Genomic DNA, 21,080 nt, shown 5'->3' with positions numbered 1-21,080 from the left:
GCTCTCCCCTTCGAATGCGATGCCGATGTCCGGCTCAGCCGAACAAAGTGTTGAGCCACACTTTATGGATTTCGTCTCGTGTTCACAAGCGTTGTAGGTAACGATTCCGCGCCACGCCGCGATTCCGCCGAGATCGCGCGGCGCCCCGACACGTCCCGTCGACCGGGGGCATGCCGCGGAGAGGCCGTTCGGTCAGGGCCAAAAGTCCCGGAAACACGCCGAAGTCACGGGGCTTGCCGGAGGCAGGCTGCCCCACGGGCCCACTCGCCATCGCCTCGGGCGCTGCCGTGCGCTAATGTTTACCTCAACTGAACAATGCCGTTCGAGAGAGGTTCATTGATGAACACGGAGCAGCAGCGCCGGGCGCTCGTCGTCGGTGCCACCGGCATCGCGGGCCAGACGGTGTCCCGTCAACTGGTCGACGCAGGCTGGGAGGTGCACGGGCTCGCCCGGCGCGCACGACGCCTGCCGGAGGGCGTGACGCCGATCCAGGCCGACCTGCTGGACGCCGACGCCACGCGAGCGGCGCTCGCCGGCCTCCGTCCGGAGATCGTGATCGTCACCGCCTGGATCCGCAAGGACACCGAGGCCGAGAACATCGAGGTCAACACCCGGACGCTGCGGAACCTGTTCGCGGCGCTCGAGCCCGACGGCGGCGTGCGGCACGTCGCGCTGCTCACCGGGCTCAAGCACTACCTCGGGCCGTTCGAGGACTACGCCACGGGGGTCAAGGCCGAGACGCCGTTCCACGAGTCGGAGCCGCGCCTGCCGAGTCCCAACTTCTACTACGCGCAGGAGGACGAGCTCTTCGACGCGGCCGGGCGCATGGGCTTCACCTGGAGCGTGCACCGATCCCACACCATCTTCGGCTTCGCCGTCGACAACGCCATGAACATGGTCCTGACGCTCTCGGTCTACGCGACCATCTGCAGGGAGCTCGGCCGGCCGTTCGTCTTCCCCGGGTCGGTGGCGCAGTGGAACTTCGTGACCGACGTGACCGACGCCGACCTGCTCGGCGAGCAGCTCATCTGGGCGTCCACGAATCCCGAGGGCGAGAACGAGGCGTTCAACATCGCCAACGGCGACCAGTTCCGCTGGCGCTGGCTGTGGCCGCAGATCGCCGACCACTTCGGCGTGGACTGGGAGGGCCCGGGCGAGACGCCGCGCACGCTCGTCGAATCGATGACCGACCTCGCGCCCGACGTCTGGCGCCGGATCGCCGAGCACGAGGGCCTGGTCGAACCGGATGTCGCGAAGCTCGCCTCGTGGTGGCACAGCGACAGCGACCTCGGCCGGGAGGTCGAGTGCATCACCGACATGACCAAGAGCCGCGAGGCGGGCTTCCTCGGCTTCCGATCGACGCCGAAGAGCTTCTTCGACAAGGTCGAGCGCTATCGCGAGGCCGGCCTGATCCCCTGACCGGGTGAGCGCGCGAAGGGGGCGGGACCCGTCGGTCCCGCCCCGCTTCGTCCGCTCGGGCGTGGGCGGCTAGGCCGTGGCCGTGAACTCGATGTGCGCCTTGATGTTCTCCGCGGGCCGCTGGGCGGCTTCGAGCGCTGCGGTCGCCTCGTCCACGCTGAAGCGGCGCGTCACGAGCGACGAGAGGTCGATGCCCGCCTGCGCCATGAAGCGCAGCGTCTCGGGCCACACGCCGGGCGATCCGATGGACCCGGTGATCGTGAGCTCCTTGGACTGGATCAGGCCGAGCTTCGCCGGGGCCTCCCGCCCCACGTCGATGCCGATGTAGCCGATGCGCCCCTTGAACGCGGCGATCTCGAGCGCCCGCGCCATCACCTCCGGGCGGCCGCTCGCCTCGATCACCACGTCGGCGCCGCGGCCATCGGTCTCGGCGGCGAGCACGTCGTCGAGCTCGGCGGGGTCGACCGCGCGGTGCGCTCCCAGCGCGAGCGCCTGGTCGCGTCGTGAGGGGCTCGGCTCGGCGACGATCGTCCTGGCGCCGAGCGCCGCCGCGGCGGCCGTCACGCACAGTCCGATGGGGCCGGCGCCGAGGACCACGAGGGTGTCGCTGGCGTTGACGTTGCCGACGCGCATGAGCGCGTAGTACGCCACGCTGAACGGTTCCACGAGCGCGCCGTTCGTCCACGAGACGCCGTCGGGCAGCCGGTGCAGCCAGCTCTCCTTGGCGACGAAGAACTCCGCCGCGGCCCCGCTGATCGAGAAGCCGAAGTGGTCGTCGCCGATGACGCATTCGCCGACGACCCGGTCGCCCTTCGCGAGTCCGCTCACCTTCGACCCGGTCGCGACCACCTCGCCCGACCACTCGTGCCCGGGGATGATGGGGTACTCGAACGGGATGATGTACCGGCCCTCGAGCAGCTCGATGTCGGAGTGGCAGACGCCCACCGACCGGGCCGCGACGAGCACCTCGTCGTCGGCGATCTCGGGGATCGGCAGCTCCTCGACCGACGGCGTGCCGACGGCGGTGTACTGCAGTGCCTTCATGTTCGGATCTCCTTCGTTCACTCGGCCCGGACCAGCACCTTGACCTGGTCGCCGGTCGGCGAGAGCAGCGTCTCGAAGCCCTGCTCGACGATGTCGGCCATGTCGATCCGGGCGCTCACCACCTTCTCCACGTCCATGCGCCCGCGGCCGATCAGGTCGATGATGCGCGGCCAGTCGGTGACCGGGTAGCACCAGGTGCCCCGCAGGGTGATGTCGCGTTCGGACAGCACCATCGGGTCGATGGCCGCCGGCCGCGTGTGCAGGCCGGTCTGGGAGACGTTCCCCGATGCGCGCACGGCCGCGAGCGCCGTCTGCAGCGCGATCTCGTTGCCCGAGCACTCGATCACCGCGTCCACGCCGATGCCGCCCGTGCGGTCCTTGAGCTCGGCCGCGACATCCGTCGACCGGGGATCGAACAGCTCGCCCACGTCGAGCGATCGTGCGAGCTCCTGGCGCTTCGGGTTGACCTCGGAGAGGTACACGGTCGCCCCGAGCGACGCGGCGTACAGCGACGCGAGCGCGCCGATGGGGCCGAGACCGGTGACCAGGACGGTGTCACCGGGGCGCACGTTCGCACGGTCGACGCCGTACGCGGCCACCGCGGTCGGTTCCACGAGCGCGCCCTGGATGTCGCTCATCGAGTCGGGCAGCTTCGCGACCTTCGACTCCGGCACCACGCACTGCTCGGCGATCCCGCCCCAGGCGTCGCTGAGGCCGACGCACGCCATCGACGTGCACAGGTGGTTGAGTCCGCGACGGCAGAAGTAGCACGCACCGCAGAACAGCAGCGGCATGACCGAGACCCGATCGCCCACGCGCACCGAGGTCACCTCGGCGCCCACCTCGAGCACCTCGCCGGAGAACTCGTGCCCGAGGATCTGCGGCGCCGTCGAGCCGTTCAGCGGATGCGGCGACGTGGGGATGACGATCGGCCCGACCGCGTACTCGTGCAGGTCGGTGCCGCAGATGCCGCACCAGAACGGCTTCAGCCGCACCTCGTGCGGACCGACGGCGTCCGGTTCGGCGACGTCCTCGACGCGGATGTCCTTGGCGTCGTGGAAGACGGCTGCTCTCATGGCGCTCGGCCACCTTTCTCTGTTCGGGTTCGCACGCCGGGCATCGACCCGGCGGCGGTGGTCAGGAGGATCGGGTCGGGTCGAACAGGACCTTGCCGCGGATCTCACCGCGGGCGAGCCGCTCGATCTGGTGCGGCGCCTCGGGCAACGGGAACACCGCCTCGACGAGTTCGTCGCCGAGGTCGGTGGAGGCCAGGATCTCGAGGGCGGGCGCGAGATCCTCGGCGCAGACGTGCGCGACCGTCGTGACGATGGTCACCTCGTTCATGACCAGGCGGTGCACGTCGAGGTCCTGGTGCGCCGACGGCAGGCCGACGCCGAGGATCGTGCCGCCCTGGCGGACCAGGTCGAGCGCCACAGACAGTTGACCCGGAGCGCCGGTCGCCTCGATGACGACATCCGCCCCGCCCGGCCCGACCACCGATCGCAGTGTCGCGACGAGGTCGTCGTCGACCGGCACGGTCCGGGTGGCACCGAGCCGCTGCGCGCGTTCGAGCCGCTCGCCGGCGAAGTCGACGACCGTGATGTCCGCGTCGACGAGCGAGACGAGCCCCGCGAGGATGAAGGTTCCGATCGCGCCGGCACCGAACAGGATCACGCGGTCGCCGTCACGGGCGCCGGCGCGGCGGGCGGCGTGCAGGCCGACGGCGAGCGGCTGCGCGACCCCGGCGTCGTCGAGCGAGCAGCCCTCCGGGATCGGCACGAGGGTCGACGTCTCGACCGCCACGTACTCCGCGAGTCCCCCGTCGGCGTTGAGGCCGTGGGTGACGTAGCGGGCGCAGAGGTTGGTCCGTCCCTCCCGGCAACGGTCGCACTCGCCGCACGAGACACCGGCGCCGGATGCCACGTGGGCGCCCACGCCGAGCCCGTCCACGGGCCCGCCGGGCAGGTCGACGATCTCGCCGACGAACTCGTGCCCGATGACCAGCGGACCGGTGTGGCCGCTGTTGGGATGCACGCGGTCGATCGGGAAGATGATCGGGCCGGACTTCCACTCGGTGGCATCCGTCCCGCAGATGCCGCTGCGGAGCACCCTGACGAGCGCCTGGCCCTCGGTGGCGATCGGGATCGGCCGCCGCTCGACGCGGACGTCGCCGCGGCCGTGGTACACGACGGCGTCCATGGTGCCGATCGGCGTGGTCATCTCGCCGCTCCTCACGCCCCGGGCCGTCCCCACTCGGTGTTGAGGTGCGACTGCGAGTCACGCGTCAGGTCGAGCGGGCCGCCGACCGCGTAGTACCGCTGGCCGGCGACCAGCAGCTCCTCGGCGGGGAACTTCGTGATGACCTCGCAGCCGTCCGCGGTGACGACGACCTCCTCCTCGATGCGCGCGGCCCCCCAGCCGTCGGCCGACGGCCAGTACGTCTCGAGCGCGAACACCATGCCCTCCTCGATCACCTCCGGGTGGTCGAACGAGACCAGACGCGAGAAGATCGGCTTCTCCCAGATCGAGAGGCCGACGCCGTGCCCGTACTGCAGCGCGAAGGCGGCCTCCTCGTCCGGGAACCCGAACTCCTCGGCCTTCGGCCACACCGACACGATGTCGGCGGTCGTCGCCCCCGGCCGCACGAGCGCGATGGCCCGGTCCATGTACTCCCGCGCGCGTGTGTACGCGTCCTTCTGGGCGGAGCTCGCGGAGCCGACCGCGAACGTGCGGTAGTAGCAGGTGCGGTAGCCGTTGAAGCTGTGCAGGATGTCGAAGAACGCCGGGTCGCCGGGCCGGATGAGGCGGTCGGAGAACACGTGCGGGTGCGGCGAGCAGCGCTCGCCCGAGATGGCGTTGACGCCCTCGACGTACTCGGACCCGAGGTCGTACAGGGTCTTCGCCACCAGGCCGACCGCCTCGTTCTCGCGGACGCCCGGCCGGAGGAAGCGGTACAGGTCCTCGTAGGCGGCATCCACCATGGAGGCGGCCTGCGTGAGCAGCCGGATCTCGTCGCCGGTCTTGATCCGGCGGGCCTCCATGAACACCTGCTGGCCGTCGACGACCTCGATGCCCTCCTTCTGCAGGGCGAAGAGGATCGGCAGCTCGATGACGTCCACCCCGAGCGGCTGGTCGGCCAGGCCGAACTTCTCGAGCTCGCGCTTGATCTTCCTTGCGACGCCCTCGGCGATCTCGGCGTCCGGCGGGAACGCCCCGCGGAGCGTGGAGATCCCCGCGCGAGCGCCGCTCTCGAGACGGGGGCGCTTGGCGCCCTCGTGCGGCGCGTTCGGGTCCGCGTCCATCTCCGCGGTCGTCACGTCGAGCCACGGGTTGTACAGCTTGTGGTGCTTCGCGGCCGATCCGAAGTCCCACGAGATGGGGTCGGTGTTGCGCGTCAGGAGGCTGAACCGGATCAGCTTGTCCATCGCCCACGTGCCGATATGGGTGGCCGTCATGTACCGGATGTTCGAGAAGTCGAAGGCGAGCAGCGCGCCGAGGTCGGACCGCTCCAGTTCGGCCTTCAGACGCGCCAGCCGGTCGTCGCGCAACCGGTCCATGTCGACCCGCGCCTCCCAGTCGACCGCGTTGGTTCCCGTGGTGCCCGTGCTCTTCATGTTGATCGCTCTCTCGGTGTAGGGCCGGTCCTCGTCAGACGAGGATCATGCCGCCTTCGATGGGGATGATCTGGCCCGTGATGTAGTCGGAATCGGCCGCCGCGAGGAACACGCCGGTCGGCACGATGTCGACCGGGTCGGCGGGGCGGCCGAGCAGGATGCTGCTCGACATCGAGTCGAAGCCGTTCTGGCCCTCGCCGATCTCCTCGAGTTCCTTGTCGAGCTTGGTCCAGAGCGGCGTCGCCACGACGCCCGGAGCGAATCCGTTCACGGTGATGCCGTGCTCGGCGAGCGCGCGTGCGCCCGCCTGCGTCAGCGAGATGACGGCGGCCTTCGCGGCGCTGTACGGGGCGAAGCTCGAGAAGCCCTGTCGCCCCGCGATGGAGGCGGTGTTCACGACCTTCCCGCCGCCGCCCTGGGCGATGAACCGCCTGGCGGCCTCCTGCGTGCCGATGAGGACGCCGAGCGCGTTCACGCGCATGACGAGTTCGAAGTTCGCCTCGGTCACGTCGAGGAACTTCATGGGCGAGTTCATTCCGGCGTTGTTGAAGTAGGCGTCGAGCCGACCGAAGCGCTCGACGGCGCGCTCGATGCCGGCGCGGACCGCCGACCGGTCGGCGACGTCGACGCGTACGGCGAGCGCGCTCCCGCCCGAGTCCTCGATGCGGCCGGCGAGCTGCTCGGCGGCCGCAAGGTCGAGGTCGGCGATGACGACGTTCGCCCCTTCGTCGGCGAACCCACCGGCGAGCGCCGCACCGATACCCGATGCCCCGCCGGTGACGACGATCGTGCGACCCTCCAGTCGACCCGTCATGTGGATGCTCCTTCGCTTCCGAGTCCCGGTCCGCCGGGAGCGGCCTCCGTGCCGCCTGTTCACTATAACTGAACTTACTGCCGAGCGATCGGTGAATCAAGTGAACGGCTCGTCCACGTGCGGACGCTCGCCTCGACCGCCCATCGCGCCGAGCTGGCGCCGCTCGGGCGCGAAATTCCGGAGGACGCAGGCCGGCTGGTGGCACCCTCGGCCCTTGCCAAGGGCGGCATCCGTGGTGTTGAGTCTGAATGGAAACCGTTCAGTGCTACCGAGCGCTGGCTGCGAACGGAGCGACACGAAGGAGTGGAGATGACGTTCACCATCGACGGCGTGCATCACGTCGGAATCACGGTCCGCGACATGCGGCGATCGTTCGACTGGTACTCGCGGATGTTCGGGTTCGAGCCGGGACCCGTCAACCACGGTGCCGGGCCGGAGCTCGAGCGGGGCGTCCAGGTCGAGGGCGCCGAGCTGTCGTTCGCGATGATCCGCGTGGGCAACGTCAACATCGAGTTCCTCGAGTACCACCAGCCCGAGGGGAAGGACTGGGACCGCGCGAACGGCGACGTGGGTTCGGCCCATATCTGCTTCGTGGTCGACGACATGCAGCGCGCCTACGACGAGCTCATCGAGCGCGGCGCCGTCTTCAACGGGCCGCCGACCACGATCACCGACGGCGACCTGGCCGGGTCGCAGTGGGCGTACCTCCGCGACCCCGACGGGATCCAGCTCGAGATCTGGCAGTACCCCAAGGAGTGACGAGGCCCGGCTCCCGGGCGCGGGGGAACCGGCGCGCCCGGGAGCCGGCCGGTCAGTCGTCTTCCTTGTACTGGTACGGGTTGGCGATCGGCTCGTCCTCGGGGATCTGCGGGTGCATCCACTCGTCCCACGCCTGCTCGCCGAGGCTGCTGCGCACGTACTCGACGGATGCCGCGACCTTGTCGCGCACGGGCGCGAGCGGCAGGTCGATCCGCTTGCCGTCGTACTTCACCACCCTGCCGTTGACGACCACGGTGTGCACGTCGGCCGTGCCCGCCTGGAACACGACGTGGGCGTACGGGTTCAGGATCGGCGTCATCGCGGGCGACTCGTCGTTCTTGATGAGCACGACGTCGGCCTTCTTGCCCACGGTGAGCGATCCCAGCTTGTCGGTCATGCCGATCGTGGTCGCCCCGCCCATCGTGGCCTGCCAGACCACGTCCTCGGCGCGGAGCCGGTTGACGTTGACCGTCTCGCCCTTCGACTGCATCTCGAGGTGGTCGCGCGAGCGGAACGCGCTGAGGGTCGCGCGCATCGCCGAGAAGAAGTCCGCGCTCCACCACACGCTGGTGTCCATCGAGAGCGACGTCGGGATCCCGTACTTGCGGACCGCCCACGTCGACGGATAGCCCTGGCCCGCGCTCTGCTCGCTCTCGGTGGCCACCGAGACCGTGCCGCCGGTGGCCGCGATCTTCTGGTAGCTCTCCGGGCCGAGCGATGCCGCGTGCACGTAGGTGACCTTGTCGGTCATCCACCCGCCGTCGTACATGTGGGAGATGCTCTGGTCGGTCGTGGCGCCCCACACGCCCGCGTGCGTCGTGACCCGGAGGTCGAGGTCGCGGGCCGCCTGGAAGGCGGCCTGCTCGGGGAAGTCCTCGCTGGCCGGAACGTCGAACGCCAGTTGCAGGCCCAGCATGTCGTCGGGCGCGTTGAAGTTGTCGGTGACGAACTTCCGGAACTCGGGACTGTTCGCCCATTCCCATGGCGCCCCGAGGTAGTTGCCGTAGGCGAGCACGAACCGGCCGGGGATCTCACGGAACGCCTGCAGCGCCGCCTCGCCGTATTCGGGCGTGCGGAGCGCGTGCGACCAGTCGAGAGTCGTAGTCACGCCCTGGTCGATCGACTCGAGCGCGCTCAGGAGGTTCCCCGCGTAGATGTCCTCGGGCCGGAACACCTCGCCCCACGTCAGGTAGTAGAAGACGAAGTACTGGCTGAGCGCCCAGTCGCCGCCGTACCCGCGGAGCGCGGTCTGCCACATGTGGCGGTGCGTGTCGATCATGCCCGGCATGACGATGCCGCCCGTCGCGTCGATCTCGAGGGTGCCCTCGGGCACCTCGAGCCGGGGTCCGACGCCGGCGATGGTCTCGCCGTCGATGAGCACGTCGGCGTTCTCGAGCACGCCCTGGGAGTCGACGGTGATCACCGTCGCGTTGCGGAAGACGACGGGACGGCCGGAGGCGAACTCCTCCGGGCGTGGCCGTGCTGCGGCGTCGGTCATTGGTTCCTCCTCGTTGGGTGTTCCGGCCTCGCCCGGCCGGTCAGGTGATGCGCCAGCCGCGGTCGACGCACAGGTTGGTGCCCGAGACCCCGCGGTTCTCGAGCAGGAACATCGTGGCGCCCACGATGTCGGCCATGGTGGCCAATGCGCCGCCCGGCGTGCGCGACTCGTACCCGGCGAGCACGCCCTCGGGTTTGCCCGCCCAGAAGGGGCTGTCGCCCACGATCCCCGGGTGCAGTCCGTTCACCCGCATGGGCGCGAGCTCGAGCGCCAGGCTGTGCACCAGGCCCTCGACGCCGCCGTTGATCGTCGACACCGTGGTCGAGCCCGGGTACGGCGCGTCCTTGGCCCGCCCGCCGAACAGGACGATGCCCGTGTCGTTCGATTCCTCGAGGCGTCCGAGCAGCGTGTGCACCGTCTCGGTGTAGCCGACGAGCTTGAGGGTGACGAGCCGCTTGGCGCGAGCGATGTCGTAGTCGCGGACGGTGTTGGCGTCCCGCTCGATCGCGGCGAGCACCAGGCCGTGCACGGCACCGATGCCGGCCAGGCTCGCCGCGATGGTCTCGGGCTCGGAGATGTCGACGGCGACGCCGGTGGCTCCTTCACCGACGGATGCGGCGACCTCGCGGGTGCGCTCGGGGTCCCGCCCGGTCAGGACCACCCGGTCACCCCGACGCACCACCTCCTTCGCGATCTCGAGGCCGATGCCGGACGTGCCCCCGACGACCACCACGGTGCGTTCGCTCACGACTCCTCCTCCAGTCGCTCGGCGAGGTAGTCCCAGTCGCGCACGAACCGGTAGGCATGCCGTGCCGGCATCTGGGGCGACTGCGTCTCGAGCCAGCGCACCGGCGCACCGGTGGCCTCGAACGAGTGGATGCACCCCACGCCGGCCCAGGCGATGTCGCCCGGGCGGAGCCGGACGGTCTCGCCGTCGAAGCTCGCGTCCACCTCGCCCTCGAGGATCAGGTAGGCCTCTTCCAGCGGATGGTCGTGCGGCCCCGCTCGCCCGTTCGGCTCGTACTGCACCATGAACATGGTCGACAGGGTGGAGCCGAGGTCCGAGTCGACCATCATCTTGAGCGAGATGCCGCTGTAGACGAGCAGCGCCGTGCGCATGCTCGCCGACTGGGCGAGGAGCTCCTGGGACTGCCTGCCCGGGTCCATCTGCTCGGTCGTGATCGCGCCGAACGAACGCGTCCGCGGGTCGCGCGGGTCGACCGGGATCGGCTCCCGGGCCGGCAGTGCCGGGACGCGGTAGGTGTCGGAACCGTAGCGCTTCCGGGGCGGCGGCGCGAAGATGTCGGCCCATACGGCCTCCGCATCGCCGGAGGCGTGCCACTCGTGCGGCACGCCGACGGGGATGACGCCGTAGTCGCCCGCGACCAGCCGGACGGTGGCCTCCGGCGTCGCGAGGATCACCTCGCCCTCGAGCACGTGGAACGACTCCTCGAAGGAGTGGACGTGCGCGGGCACCGACCCGCCCGGGGCGAGGCGGGAGATGCCGAAGTCGGTGTGCGCCGACCCGTCGTCGTACCCGACCGCGCACCAGCGCGTGAGGCCCTCCGACCCGGGCGCGAGCCCCTCGGGGACCTCGTACTCTGCGGAGTCGGCTCGACGGACGAGATGGCGAACGGTCATGTGTGCCTCCGGCTGCTGAACATCTACGTTCAGTTACGGTGAACATTCCATCCGGATGCATAGAGCTTGTCAAGGGCCCTTGGGCACTTCACAGCCGCGTGCCGCACCGATCTCCACGGACGGCACCAATCCGCCGGTTCACTCGTGGCGAATGGCGACCAGCCTCACTGCACGATCGGCAGCCCCGTGGCATCCGCCGCCTGCTGCATGGACCCGGCGTCGGTGACGTCGAGCCCGGCCTCCTCCATCAGCTGCGTCGCCTGGGCCGACCGGTTGCCGGACTTGCAGTACACGACGTACTCGTCGTCGGCGTCGAGCGCGGGGATCTCGGCGGCGAGCTCGCCGGAGGTGAGGTCGAGGTTCACGGCACCGTCGAGGTGGCCGGCGGCGTACTCCCCGGCGGTGCGCACGTCGATGACGACGGTGTCGGAGGTGAGCTCGATCGGGTCGGCGGAGGCGCACCCGGTCAGGGCCAGCGCCGTGGCGCCGGCGAGGGCGACGAGGGTGGAGCGGAGTCGTGACATGCGGACGATAATACCCCAGGGGTATCATCTGCTAGAATCGAGGCATGGCTTCCGTGAACATCACCCACGACACCATCGAGTCCACGATCAAGGACAACGACATCGTGCTCCTCGACTTCTGGGCCGAATGGTGCGGCCCCTGCCGCATGTTCGGCCCCATCTTCGAGCGCGCTTCGGAGCAGCACACCGACGTCGTCTTCGGCAAGGTCGACACCGAGGCCGAGCAGGCCCTCGCCGCCGGATTCCGCATCACCTCCATCCCGACGCTCGTCGTCTTCCGCGAGGGCATCATCGTCTTCGCGCAGCCCGGCGCCCTGAACGGTGCGCAGCTCGAGCAGGTGATCGAGGCGACCAAGTCCCTCGACATGGAGGACGTGCGCCGGCAGATCGCCGAGCAGCAGGCCGCCCAGGCCCAGCAGGCGTGAGCCTGCCGGGTCGTTCGGCGGGCGCGCGTTCCTGCGCCGTGGGCCGCGGCGAACGCGGCATCCGCGCCGTCATCGCCGTGTTCCTCGCGGCCTTCGCGCTGAACAACCTCGACAACCCCTGGTGCGCGATCCCGGCGGGCGTGTGCTCGGGCTTCCTCATGATCGGCGCCGTCACCGGATGGTGCCCCACCGACCTCTTCGCCCGTGCACCCGCGGCGACCGAACCGAACCTGCTCGGCTACCCCGAGGCGCGTCAGCCGCAGCTCCTCCCCTGATCCGCGCGTACGCTGGGCGCATGACGGATGCCGCCACGATCGGACCGGTGACGGCGCCGAACGTGCACGTCATGTCGTTCAACATCCGACGACGCATCCCGTCCGCCCGCCGCGGCGGCCCCGACCGCTGGTCCGCGCGCCGACCGCTCGTGAAGCGCCTGCTCGCGGCGGAGCAACCGACCATCGTGGGCGTGCAGGAGGCCCTCGCCGACCAGGTGCACGTCATCGCCGAGGGCCTCGGCCCCGCGTACCGATGGGTGGGAATGGGCCGCGACCCCTCCGGGCGCGGCGAGCGCTGCCCGATCTTCTACGACGCCGACCGGCTCGACCTCACCGCGTGGCGCCAGCGCGCGCTCTCCGCGACGCCGGACCTGCTGGGGTCGCGCACGCGGTCATGGGGCAACGTGACGCGACGCATCCTGGTCTCCGCCGCGTTCGCCGACCGGGCGACGGGCGCGCGCATCGTCGCGTTCAACACGCACCTCGACCACCTCTCGTGGCGGTCGAGGCTGCAGTCGGCGCGCCTCATCCTCGAGCTCGCCGCGGCCTCGCACGCCGCCGACCCGGACGCGGCGATCGTCGTGACGGGCGACTTCAACGCCAACGAGCGCTCCGCGGTGTACCGCGCGCTCACCGCCGACGGGATGCTCCGCGACACGTGGGAGGCGGCCGCCGAGCAGCTCACCCCGCAGTGGGGCACCTATCACGGCTATCGTCGACTCCGCCGGGGCGGTCCGCGCATCGACTACGTCTTCGCCGGGCCCGGCGTCGAGGTCGAGAGCGTGGCCATCAACGCCGCGCGCTTCGACGGGCGCGCGGCATCCGACCACGAACCGGTGCAGGCGGTCATCCGACCGGCCGCACCCGACGACCAGCACGAGGAGGCCTGATGCGGGAGCTCTGGGAGGGCGTTCGCCGTCGCGCGCACGGACCCGGCGAGGTGACCGCCGACCTCATCCGACTCGTGGGGGCGATCTGCATCCCGATCGCCGCGATCGGGTGGGGGCCGCTCGGCGGCGTCAGCCTGGCGTTCGCGACGGGCGGCATGGTCATCCCGCGGGCACTTCGCGTGCGACCCGCCCTCGACATCGCGTTCGGCATCGTCACCCTCATCGCGGTGTGGAGCAGCGTCACCGACCTCTACGTGACGGTGAAGTGGTGGGACCTCCCGGTGCACGCCGTGCTCAACGGGCTCGTCGCCGCGATCGGCTACCTCATGCTCGTGCACTTCCGCATCGTGGCGGATGCCGCGACGCTGCCGCGTCCGAGGCTCTCAACGGCGGTCGTCACCACCGCGCTCGGCTTCACGTTCGGCGTGTTCTGGGAGATGTTCGAGTGGTTCGGCAAGAACTTCATCGACGACGCGATCTACGTCGGGTACACCGACTCGATCGGCGACCTGCTGTGGGGCGGCATCGGCTCGCTCGTCGCGGGGCTCGCGATGCCGTGGCTCGCGGCCCGTCCGGGCGAGCGGGCGACGGATCCCGCGGCGGAGCCCGGCGCCGGGGCCGGCTCCCGCTCGGGGCGCGACCTCAATCGCGGCTGACCGTCACCGGCGGCCGCGCCGCCCAGTCGCGCACGAGCTCCTCGCGCACGTCCACGCCCGTGCCCGCGGCATCCGGGACCCGCAGCCGGCCGCGGTGCTCGCCGTCGCCGAGCACGAACGGCTCGGTGAGGTCCTCGGCGAAGTACCGGCCCGATGCCGACGTGTCGCCGGGGAGCACGAACCCGGGCAACGCGGCGAGCGCGACGTTCGCCGCTCGTCCGACGCCGGTCTCGAGCATGCCGCCGCACCAGACCGGCACCTCGCGCGCCAGGCACGCGTCGTGCACGCGGAGCGCCTCGAGGTAGCCGCCCATGCGGCCGGGCTTGATGTTCACGATGCTCGTCGCGCCGCGCTCGATCGCATCGACGGCGGTGGTCGCGTCGAGGATCGACTCGTCGAGGCAGACGGGCGTCGCGCTCGCCTGGGCGAGGCGCACGTGCGTGGCGAGGTCCTCCTCGGCGAACGGCTGCTCGACGAGCAGCAGCTCGAACGGGTCCAGGCTCGCGAGCAGCGGGATGTCGTCGGCGGTGTACGCCGTGTTCGCGTCGACCTGCAGCATCGCGTCGCGGCCGATGAGCTCGCGCACCGCCGCGACCGGCACGAGGTCCCAGCCCGGCTTGATCTTCAGCTTGATGCGTCGATAGCCCTCCTCGAGGTAGCCGGTCACCTCGTCGAGCAGTTCCTCGATCGTCGGGGCGATGCCCACCGAGACGCCGCAGTCGACCCACTCGCGCACGGCGCCGAAGCACTCCCCCATCGATCGCCCCTGCGCGCGCAGCTCGGCATCGAGCACGGCCGCCTCGAGCGCGCCCTTGGCCATGCGGTGGCCTGCGACGAACGCGAGGGCGGGGCCGACGGATGCCGCGAGCGGCACGCTCGCGATCGCCGCAGCCGCGCGCCCGGCCGTGGCATCCGCTGCCGGATCGTCGACGTGCTGCTCGCGGTCGTCGACCCAGATGCCCGCCGAGTGCGCCGGATCCTCGATGAGCACGCCGGACACGCGCCCGTCGTCGACGATGCGGGGTCGCGGCGCGCGAAGCAGCGCCGGCGCCAGGTACCGCTCGATGACGGATGCCGCCCCGTCGACGTACTCGGCCGAGTAGAACGGGTCGCGACCGGCCACGCACTCGCCCCAGCCGTCGCCGCGGTCGGTTCGCACGCGCACGAGGAGCACCTCGCGGGCCGTCTCGCGGCCGAACGAGGTCTCGAACGGGCGCACGAGCGGCACCTCGAGCCGGTGCAGCTCGATCGCCTCGATGGTGGGCGTGGACTCGTTCATCGTGGCTCCCCGGGCGTCGTCGGCACTCCCAGTCTGGCGCAGGCCGGCACGGACCACGGGGTGGAACCAGGTTCTCGCCGTCGAACCGGGATGGGATGCGGTTCCGGGGCCGGAACCTGGTTCCGGTCGGAGGCGGTCACGCGGCCCGGTCGGGATCGTCGGCGGTGAAGACGTAGTCGCCGGCGCCGTCGAGCTCGGGACGCAGGCGTCCGTCGTCGAGCGCGGCGAACGCCTCGCGCGACGCGTCGCGCAGGGCCACGGCGGCCCGCGGGTCGGCGGCGCGCACCGCCTCGAAGTCGGCGACGAGCGGCAGGCCGCCCTCGCGGCGCCAGTCCGGCTGCGGCATCCGCTCGAGCGCGCGCTCGACCCTCGGCGACGTCAGCCGCCAGCGCACCTCGAACCGGTCGCTGCGGTCGCCGCCGGAGATCGCGTCGCGCAGTTCGCCGTAGAAGTCGGGGTGGTAGGCGACCACCTCGGCGCCGAGGCGCACCAGGTTCATGCGCGCGTTGCGGCGGATGAGCGGGTCGTAGGTCCATCGCACCTCGTCGATGCCGTGCTCGAGGCAGAGGGCGCGTTGACGCAGCTTCAGCGCGACGCCGACCCCGCGCCCCCGCGCCCGCGGGTCGACGGCGTTCATGTGCGAGTGCACGTGCAGGCCGCCCGCCCAGCCGAGGAACCCGAGGGCCGCCCCGATCGGCGGGTCGCCGGGTGCCGCGAGCTCGGCCGCGGCATCCGCTCGCCCGGGTTCGGGCACCGCCACGAGGACCGTGTTGCCCGCGTGCGCGATCGCCGTGAGCGATGCGAGGTCGACCGTGCGGCCCTCGCCCCAGGTCGCGTCGAACCGGGCGAGGGCGCCGGCCAGCTCGTCGGGTTGCGCCTCGCGGGTGCGGATGCCGCCGCGTCGGTCGGCCTCGTCGGCGAGCGCGTGCGCACGGGCGAGGGTCGCGGCATCCGTCATGGCATCGGACCCTATCGCGCGGTCGCCGACGACGCCCGCCCCGGTGGAGTCCCACGGCGCGGCGTCGCGGGCGGCTCAGCGGGCGAGTCGGTCCTCCATGCCCCACGGCTGGCCGTACCCGCCGTCGGCCTCGGCGCGCGCCATGAGCTCGAGGAACGGCTGCGCGTCGAACGCCTCGGGGCCGAGCACGCCGACGCCCTGCCAGGCACCGGTCGCGAGCAGCTCGAGCGCGATCACGGGGTTCAGCGCGGTCTGCCAGACGACGCACTGCGCCTCGTACTCGCGCATCGTCCACTCGTTGTCGCTCACGTGGTACAGGTACACCTCGCGGGGCGCGCCGTCGGTGCCCGTGCCGGTGACCCACAGCCCGGCGCAGGTCTTGCCGGTCATGCGCGGGCCGATCGTCGCCGGATCGGGCAGTGCGGCGGCGACCACGTCGCGCGGCGCGACCTCGACCGGGCCGTTCGCGCTCCGCACGCGGATCGGGGTGGTCGAGTCGAGCCCCAGCAGGTGCAGCGTCTTCAGCACGCCGATGAACTCGTCGCCGAGGCCGTACTTGAACGTGACGCGCCTGGCGTCGACCCAGCGCGGCATGAGGAGCACCTCCTCGTGCTCGACGTTCACGCACTCGACCGGGCCGATGCCCTCGGGGAACTCGAACACCTCGGGCTCGCTGAACGGCGGGGTCGTGTACCAGCCGCGGTCCTTCTCCCACACGACCGGCGGGTTCAGGCACTCCTCGATCGTCGTCCAGATCGAGAACGAGGGGGCGAAGATCTCGTTACCGGCGTCGTCGCGAACGACGAGGTTGGCGCCGTCGCGCGTGCCGAGCTCGTCGATCTCACTGAAGAGGTGGTCGGCGGCGTACCGGGCGAACACGTCGGAGAGCCCGGGCTCGACGCCCATGCCGACGAGCGCGAGCCGGCCGGCCGTCTCCCAGTCGTCGGCCTGCGCGAACTGGTCGTCGCCGAGCTTCACGCCGGTCTCGGCGTACGGGTCGGTGGGGTGCGGCTCCGACAGGCTCATGGCCATGTCGAGGTAGTCGGCACCCGCGGCGAGCGCGCCGCGGAAGATCGACGGCACGAACTTCGGCTCGACGGCGTTCATCACGTGGGTCGCGCGGTGCTCGCGGGCGACGGATGCCACGACCTCCGGGTCGCTCGCGTCGACCTGCGCCGTGGCGAACCGGGCCGCCACGGCGTCGCCGTGCTTCGCGGCGATCCAGTCGACGGTGCGGCGGGCACGGGACTCGTCGTAGTCGCTCACGACGATCAGCTCGAAGAAGTCGCGGCGGGCGGCGATCTTGGCGATGGCGTCGCCCACGCCCCCCGCGCCGATGAGGAGGATTCGCATGGTCGGTACGGTAGCCGGATCCGCCACAATTGTCCAGATGGACAACGGGCCGTGGAGCGGCGAGCGGGCGCACCGCCCGGCGTAGACTCGCGGCAAGGGGGTGCGGATGCAGCACATCGTCGTGACCGTCCACGGAGTCGAGCTCGCGGACGGGGAGGTGGCCGCCCACACGACGACGCTCGACTGGCTCCGCGCGAAGGGACTCACCGGCGCCAAGGAGGGCTGCGCCGAGGGCGAGTGCGGGGCCTGCTCGGTCCTCGTCGCCGCCCCCGACGACGACGGCGGCACCGCGTGGACGGCCGTGAACGCGTGCCTGCTTCCCGCCGCGGCGCTCGACGGGCAGGAGGTCGTGACGGCCGAGGGCCTCGGTACGCCCGACGCGCCGCATCCGGTCCAGGCGGCGCTCGCGGCCGACGGCGCCTCCCAGTGCGGGTACTGCACCCCCGGCTTCGCGTGCAGCATGGCCGCGGAGTTCTACCGCCCGGGGCGCGCCGACCACGACCACCACGCCCCGAACGGCTTCGACCTGCACGCCCTCTCCGGGAACCTGTGCCGCTGCACCGGATACCGCCCGATCCGCGACGCGGCCTTCGCACTCGGGCAGCCGGACGCCGACGATCCGCTCGCCGCTCGCCGCGCGAGCCCGCCGCCCGCTCCGCGCCGCACGCACGTCGAACACGACGGCGAGCGGTTCGTCCGCCCGGCCGACCTCGCCGAGACGCTCGGACTGCTGCGCGACGAGCCCGACGCGACCGTCGTCGCCGGCTCCACCGACTGGGGCGTCGAGGTCAACCTGCGCGGCCGGCGCACGCCGCTCACCGTCGCGATCGAGCACCTGCCGGAGCTTCGCGAGGTGCACGTCGACGAGTCCGCGATCGAGATCGGCGCCGCGCTGAGCCTCGCCGAGGTCCAGCGCCGGCTGGGCGGCCGGGTGCCGCTGCTCGAGGCGCTCTTCCCGCAGTTCGCGTCGCCGCTCATCCGCAACCGGGCGACGCTCGGCGGCAGCCTCGGCACCGCCTCCCCCATCGGCGACGCGGCGCCCGCGCTGCTCGCGCTCGAGGCGCGGCTGCGGCTCGCGTCGGCCGACGGCGAGCGCGAGGTCGACCTCGCCGAGTACTTCACGGGCTACCGGCAGACGGTGCGCCGGCCCGACGAGCTCATCCGTTCCGTCCGCATCCCGCTGCCGCTCGCGGACCTCGCCGCGTTCCACAAGGTGGCCAAGCGCCGCTACGACGACATCTCGAGCGTCGCGGTCGGCTTCGCGATCGACGTGGGCGATGACGGCACGGTGGTCGCCGCGCGCATCGGACTGGGCGGCGTCGCGGCGACGCCCATCCGCGCCCGGGCGACCGAGGCGGCCCTGACCGGACGGCCGTGGGACCTCGACACCGTCCGCGACGCGGCGTCCGTCATGGGTGGCGAGGGCACGCCGATGTCCGACCACCGTGCGAGCGCCGAGTACCGCGCGCTCATGCTGAACCGGGCGCTGCTCAAGCTGTACCGCAGCACGGCACGTGAGGAGGTGCGGGCATGAGCGAGCTCGCCGCACGCCCCGCCGGCGCCGTCGTCGGTCAGCGGATGACGCACGAGAGCGCCGTCCAGCACGCGACCGGCGTCGCGACCTACACCGACGACCTCGCCGCCCGCCGCGCGGGGGTGCTCACCGCCTGGCCCGTGCAGTCCGAGCACGCGCACGCCCGGATCCGGCTCGACGTGGCGCCCGCACTCGAGGTGCCCGGCGTCGTGCACGTGCTGACGGCCGACGACGTACCGGGCGTGAACGACGCGGGGACCAAGCACGACGAGCCGCTCTTCCCCGACGAGGCCCGGTACCACGGGCACGCGCTCGCGTGGGTGCTCGGCGAGTCGGCCGAGGCCGCCCGGCGCGGCGCCGCCGCGGTCCGCGTCGAGTACGAGCCGCTGCCGTCGATCGTCACGATCGCCGAGGCGATCGAGGCCGGGTCGTTCCAGGGCTTCGCGCCGACCGTGCAGCGCGGCGACGCGGCATCCGCCCTCGCGACCGCGCCGCACGTCTTCGAGGGCGAGAGCGTCGTCGGCGGGCAGGAGCACTTCTACCTCGAGACCCACGCGTCGCTCGCGCACGTCGACTCCGAGGGGCAGGTGTTCCTCGACTCGAGCTCGCAGCACCCGTCGGAGACGCAGGAGATCGTCGCGCACGTGCTCGGGGTGCCCTCGCACCGCGTCACCGTGCAGGTGCTGCGCCTCGGCGGCGGATTCGGCGGCAAGGAGATGCAGCCGCACGGGCTCGCGGCGGTCGCCGCGCTGGGCGCCGTGCGCACCGGCCGACCGGTCCGGCTCCGGCTCACGCGCACGCAGGACCTCACGATGACCGGCAAGCGCCACCCGTACCACGCGACCTGGCGCGCGGGCTTCGACGACGACGGTCGCCTCCTCGCGCTCGAGGCGACCCTCACGGCCGACGGCGGCTGGTGCCTCGACCTCTCCGAGCCCGTGCTCGGCCGGGCGCTCTGCCACGTCGACAACGCCTACTGGATCCCGGACGTCGCGGTGCACGGCCGCATCGCGAAGACGAACAAGACCTCGCAGACCGCGTTCCGCGGGTTCGGCGGACCACAGGGCATGTTCGTGATCGAGGACATCCTCGGCCGGGTCGCGCCGCAGCTGGGCCTCGACGCCGCGACGATCCGCGAGCGCAACCTGTACCGGCCGGGCCAGACGACGCCGTACGGCCAGGAGGTGCGCCACGCGGAGCGGCTGCACGAGATCTGGCAGCGGCTCCGCACCGAGAGCGCCTTCGACGAGCGCCGCGCCGAGATCGCCCGGTTCAACGCCGGCAGTGCCGACGTGAAGCGCGGCCTCGCGATGACCCCGGTCAAGTTCGGCATCTCGTTCACGTTCACCGCCTACAACCAGGCCGGCGCCCTGGTGCACGTCTACAAGGACGGCTCGGTGCTCGTGAACCACGGCGGCACCGAGCTCGGGCAGGGCCTCCACACGAAGATGCTGCAGGTGGCCGCCACCGCGCTCGGGGTGCCGTTCGCGGCCGTCCGCCTCGCGCCGACGCGCACCGACAAGGTGCCGAACACCTCGGCCACGGCCGCCTCGTCCGGCGCCGACCTCAACGGCGGTGCGGTCAAGCACGCGTGCGACCAGATCCGCGACCGCCTCGCGGAGGTCGCGGCGGCGCACCTCGGCGGCGACGCCGGCGACATCCGCTTCGCCGGCGGGGTCGTCGTGTCATCCGCCACCGAGCGGGCGATGGCGTTCGCCGAGCTCGTCGAGACGGCGTACCACGAGCGCGTGCAGCTCTTCGCGGCGGGCTTCTACCGCACCGAGGGCCTCGGCTGGGACCCGGCGACCATGCAGGGCACGCCGTTCAAGTACTTCGCGTACGGCGCCGCCGCGGCCGAGGTCGAGGTCGACGGGTTCACGGGCGCCACGCGCCTGCGCCGCGTCGACATCGTCCACGACGTGGGCGACTCGCTCTCGCCGCTGGTCGACCTCGGCCAGGTCGAGGGCGCCTTCATGCAGGGGGCCGGATGGCTCATGCTCGAGGAGCTCCGCTGGGACGAGACCGACGGCCCCGGCCGTGGGCGCCTGCTCACGCAGTCGGCGAGCACCTACAAGCTGCCGAGCTTCTCGGAGTTGCCGGACGAGCTCAACGTGCACTTTCTCGAGCGGGCGCGCGAGGACGGCGCGGTGTACGGGTCGAAGGCCGTCGGCGAACCGCCGTTCATGCTCGCGTTCAGCGTCCGCGAGGCGATCCGCGACGCGGTCGCCGCGTTCGGCCCGACCGGCCGCAGCGTCGAACTCGCCTCGCCCGCGACGCCCGAGGCGACCTTCTGGGCGATCGAGGCGGCGCGCGCGGCGGGCGCCCCGAGCGCGGCGCGCCACGAACCGACGTCCGAGACGACGGATGCCGCGGCATCCGTCACCGCGGGGACCTGAC

General features: G+C 71.7%; 20 protein-coding genes. 8 read left to right on the top strand and 12 right to left on the bottom strand.

The features are described from left to right. Positions 1 to 339 precede the first annotated feature (339 nt). Complete coding sequence (locus tag M1L56_RS01185; protein WP_248597818.1) at positions 340 to 1,419, top strand: SDR family oxidoreductase; 1,080 nt, start codon at positions 340 to 342, stop codon at positions 1,417 to 1,419. Between the two features lie 69 nt (positions 1,420 to 1,488). On the opposite strand, the gene M1L56_RS01180 is transcribed toward M1L56_RS01185, so the two are convergent. From M1L56_RS01180 to M1L56_RS01160, 5 genes are all read right to left on the bottom strand, one after another. Beyond that, the gene (locus tag M1L56_RS01180) at positions 1,489 to 2,463 is read right to left on the bottom strand and encodes a zinc-binding dehydrogenase (RefSeq protein ID WP_067948901.1); all 975 of its coding nucleotides are present in this window, start codon (positions 2,461 to 2,463) and stop codon (positions 1,489 to 1,491) included. 17 nt (positions 2,464 to 2,480) lie between these two features. After that, complete coding sequence (locus M1L56_RS01175; RefSeq protein ID WP_067948903.1) at positions 2,481 to 3,539, bottom strand: 2,3-butanediol dehydrogenase; 1,059 nt, start codon at positions 3,537 to 3,539, stop codon at positions 2,481 to 2,483. A gap of 61 nt (positions 3,540 to 3,600) precedes the next feature. Then, complete coding sequence (locus tag M1L56_RS01170) at positions 3,601 to 4,683, bottom strand: zinc-binding dehydrogenase (protein ID WP_248597817.1); 1,083 nt, start codon at positions 4,681 to 4,683, stop codon at positions 3,601 to 3,603. 11 nt (positions 4,684 to 4,694) lie between these two features. After that, positions 4,695 to 6,077, bottom strand: a complete 1,383-nt coding sequence (locus M1L56_RS01165) for a Xaa-Pro peptidase family protein (RefSeq protein WP_067948906.1) — start codon at positions 6,075 to 6,077, stop codon at positions 4,695 to 4,697. 34 nt (positions 6,078 to 6,111) lie between these two features. Continuing rightward, a complete protein-coding gene (locus tag M1L56_RS01160) occupies positions 6,112 to 6,891 on the bottom strand; it encodes an SDR family NAD(P)-dependent oxidoreductase (protein WP_248597816.1) in 780 nt (259 codons plus the stop codon). A gap of 309 nt (positions 6,892 to 7,200) precedes the next feature. On the opposite strand from M1L56_RS01160, the gene M1L56_RS01155 reads away from it, so the two are divergent. Next, a complete protein-coding gene (locus tag M1L56_RS01155) occupies positions 7,201 to 7,650 on the top strand; it encodes a VOC family protein (RefSeq protein WP_067948909.1) in 450 nt (149 codons plus the stop codon). A gap of 52 nt (positions 7,651 to 7,702) precedes the next feature. On the opposite strand, the gene M1L56_RS01150 is transcribed toward M1L56_RS01155, so the two are convergent. The 4 genes from M1L56_RS01150 to M1L56_RS01135 form a co-directional block, all read right to left on the bottom strand. Further along, positions 7,703 to 9,148, bottom strand: a complete 1,446-nt coding sequence (locus tag M1L56_RS01150) for an amidohydrolase family protein (RefSeq protein WP_248597815.1) — start codon at positions 9,146 to 9,148, stop codon at positions 7,703 to 7,705. A gap of 40 nt (positions 9,149 to 9,188) precedes the next feature. Further along, positions 9,189 to 9,896 (bottom strand): SDR family oxidoreductase, encoded by a 708-nt coding sequence (locus tag M1L56_RS01145; RefSeq protein WP_248597814.1) that lies wholly within the window; start codon positions 9,894 to 9,896, stop codon positions 9,189 to 9,191. After that, the gene (locus M1L56_RS01140; RefSeq protein ID WP_248597813.1) at positions 9,893 to 10,789 is read right to left on the bottom strand and encodes a cupin domain-containing protein; all 897 of its coding nucleotides are present in this window, start codon (positions 10,787 to 10,789) and stop codon (positions 9,893 to 9,895) included. Before M1L56_RS01140 ends, M1L56_RS01145 begins: the two co-directional genes overlap by 4 nt. A 164-nt stretch (positions 10,790 to 10,953) precedes the next feature. Continuing rightward, the gene (locus M1L56_RS01135) at positions 10,954 to 11,313 is read right to left on the bottom strand and encodes a rhodanese-like domain-containing protein (RefSeq protein ID WP_248597812.1); all 360 of its coding nucleotides are present in this window, start codon (positions 11,311 to 11,313) and stop codon (positions 10,954 to 10,956) included. Positions 11,314 to 11,357: 44 nt separating this feature from the next. On the opposite strand from M1L56_RS01135, the gene trxA reads away from it, so the two are divergent. From trxA to M1L56_RS01115, 4 genes are read left to right on the top strand one after another with little or no spacing between them, the layout of a single operon-like run. After that, a complete protein-coding gene (gene trxA / locus M1L56_RS01130; RefSeq protein WP_067948919.1) occupies positions 11,358 to 11,738 on the top strand; it encodes a thioredoxin in 381 nt (126 codons plus the stop codon). Positions 11,739 to 11,776: 38 nt separating this feature from the next. Beyond that, positions 11,777 to 12,013 carry a DUF2892 domain-containing protein gene (locus M1L56_RS01125; RefSeq protein ID WP_067948921.1) on the top strand — a complete coding sequence of 79 codons (237 nt, stop codon included), beginning with the start codon at positions 11,777 to 11,779 and terminating at the stop codon, positions 12,011 to 12,013. Positions 12,014 to 12,033: 20 nt separating this feature from the next. Continuing rightward, positions 12,034 to 12,903 carry an endonuclease/exonuclease/phosphatase family protein gene (locus M1L56_RS01120; RefSeq protein WP_248597811.1) on the top strand — a complete coding sequence of 290 codons (870 nt, stop codon included), beginning with the start codon at positions 12,034 to 12,036 and terminating at the stop codon, positions 12,901 to 12,903. Next, the gene (locus M1L56_RS01115; RefSeq protein ID WP_248597810.1) at positions 12,903 to 13,559 is read left to right on the top strand and encodes a hypothetical protein; all 657 of its coding nucleotides are present in this window, start codon (positions 12,903 to 12,905) and stop codon (positions 13,557 to 13,559) included. The genes M1L56_RS01120 and M1L56_RS01115 overlap by 1 nt, the downstream gene beginning before the upstream one ends. On the opposite strand, the gene menC is transcribed toward M1L56_RS01115, so the two are convergent. From menC to M1L56_RS01100, 3 genes are all read right to left on the bottom strand, one after another. Next, complete coding sequence (gene menC / locus M1L56_RS01110) at positions 13,546 to 14,838, bottom strand: o-succinylbenzoate synthase (protein ID WP_248597809.1); 1,293 nt, start codon at positions 14,836 to 14,838, stop codon at positions 13,546 to 13,548. The two genes, M1L56_RS01115 and menC, sit on opposite strands and share 14 nt — an antisense overlap. Before the next feature lie 136 nt (positions 14,839 to 14,974). Then, complete coding sequence (locus M1L56_RS01105; protein ID WP_248597808.1) at positions 14,975 to 15,796, bottom strand: hypothetical protein; 822 nt, start codon at positions 15,794 to 15,796, stop codon at positions 14,975 to 14,977. 75 nt (positions 15,797 to 15,871) lie between these two features. Then, complete coding sequence (locus M1L56_RS01100) at positions 15,872 to 17,149, bottom strand: saccharopine dehydrogenase family protein (RefSeq protein WP_248597807.1); 1,278 nt, start codon at positions 17,147 to 17,149, stop codon at positions 15,872 to 15,874. A 106-nt stretch (positions 17,150 to 17,255) separates the two neighbouring features. Between M1L56_RS01100 and M1L56_RS01095 the strand changes: the two genes are divergently transcribed. After that, a complete protein-coding gene (locus M1L56_RS01095) occupies positions 17,256 to 18,683 on the top strand; it encodes a xanthine dehydrogenase small subunit (protein WP_248597806.1) in 1,428 nt (475 codons plus the stop codon). After that, a complete protein-coding gene (gene xdhB / locus M1L56_RS01090) occupies positions 18,680 to 21,079 on the top strand; it encodes a xanthine dehydrogenase molybdopterin binding subunit (RefSeq protein ID WP_248597805.1) in 2,400 nt (799 codons plus the stop codon). Before M1L56_RS01095 ends, xdhB begins: the two co-directional genes overlap by 4 nt. The last annotated feature ends 1 nt before the right edge of the window (position 21,080 follow it).

This window comes from Agromyces sp. C10 (assembly GCF_023217995.1).
Taxonomy (GTDB): Bacteria; Actinomycetota; Actinomycetes; order Actinomycetales; family Microbacteriaceae; genus Agromyces; species Agromyces indicus.
Note: the sequence above shows the minus strand (reverse complement) of the source record. Positions and strands in the feature narration are given on the sequence as shown.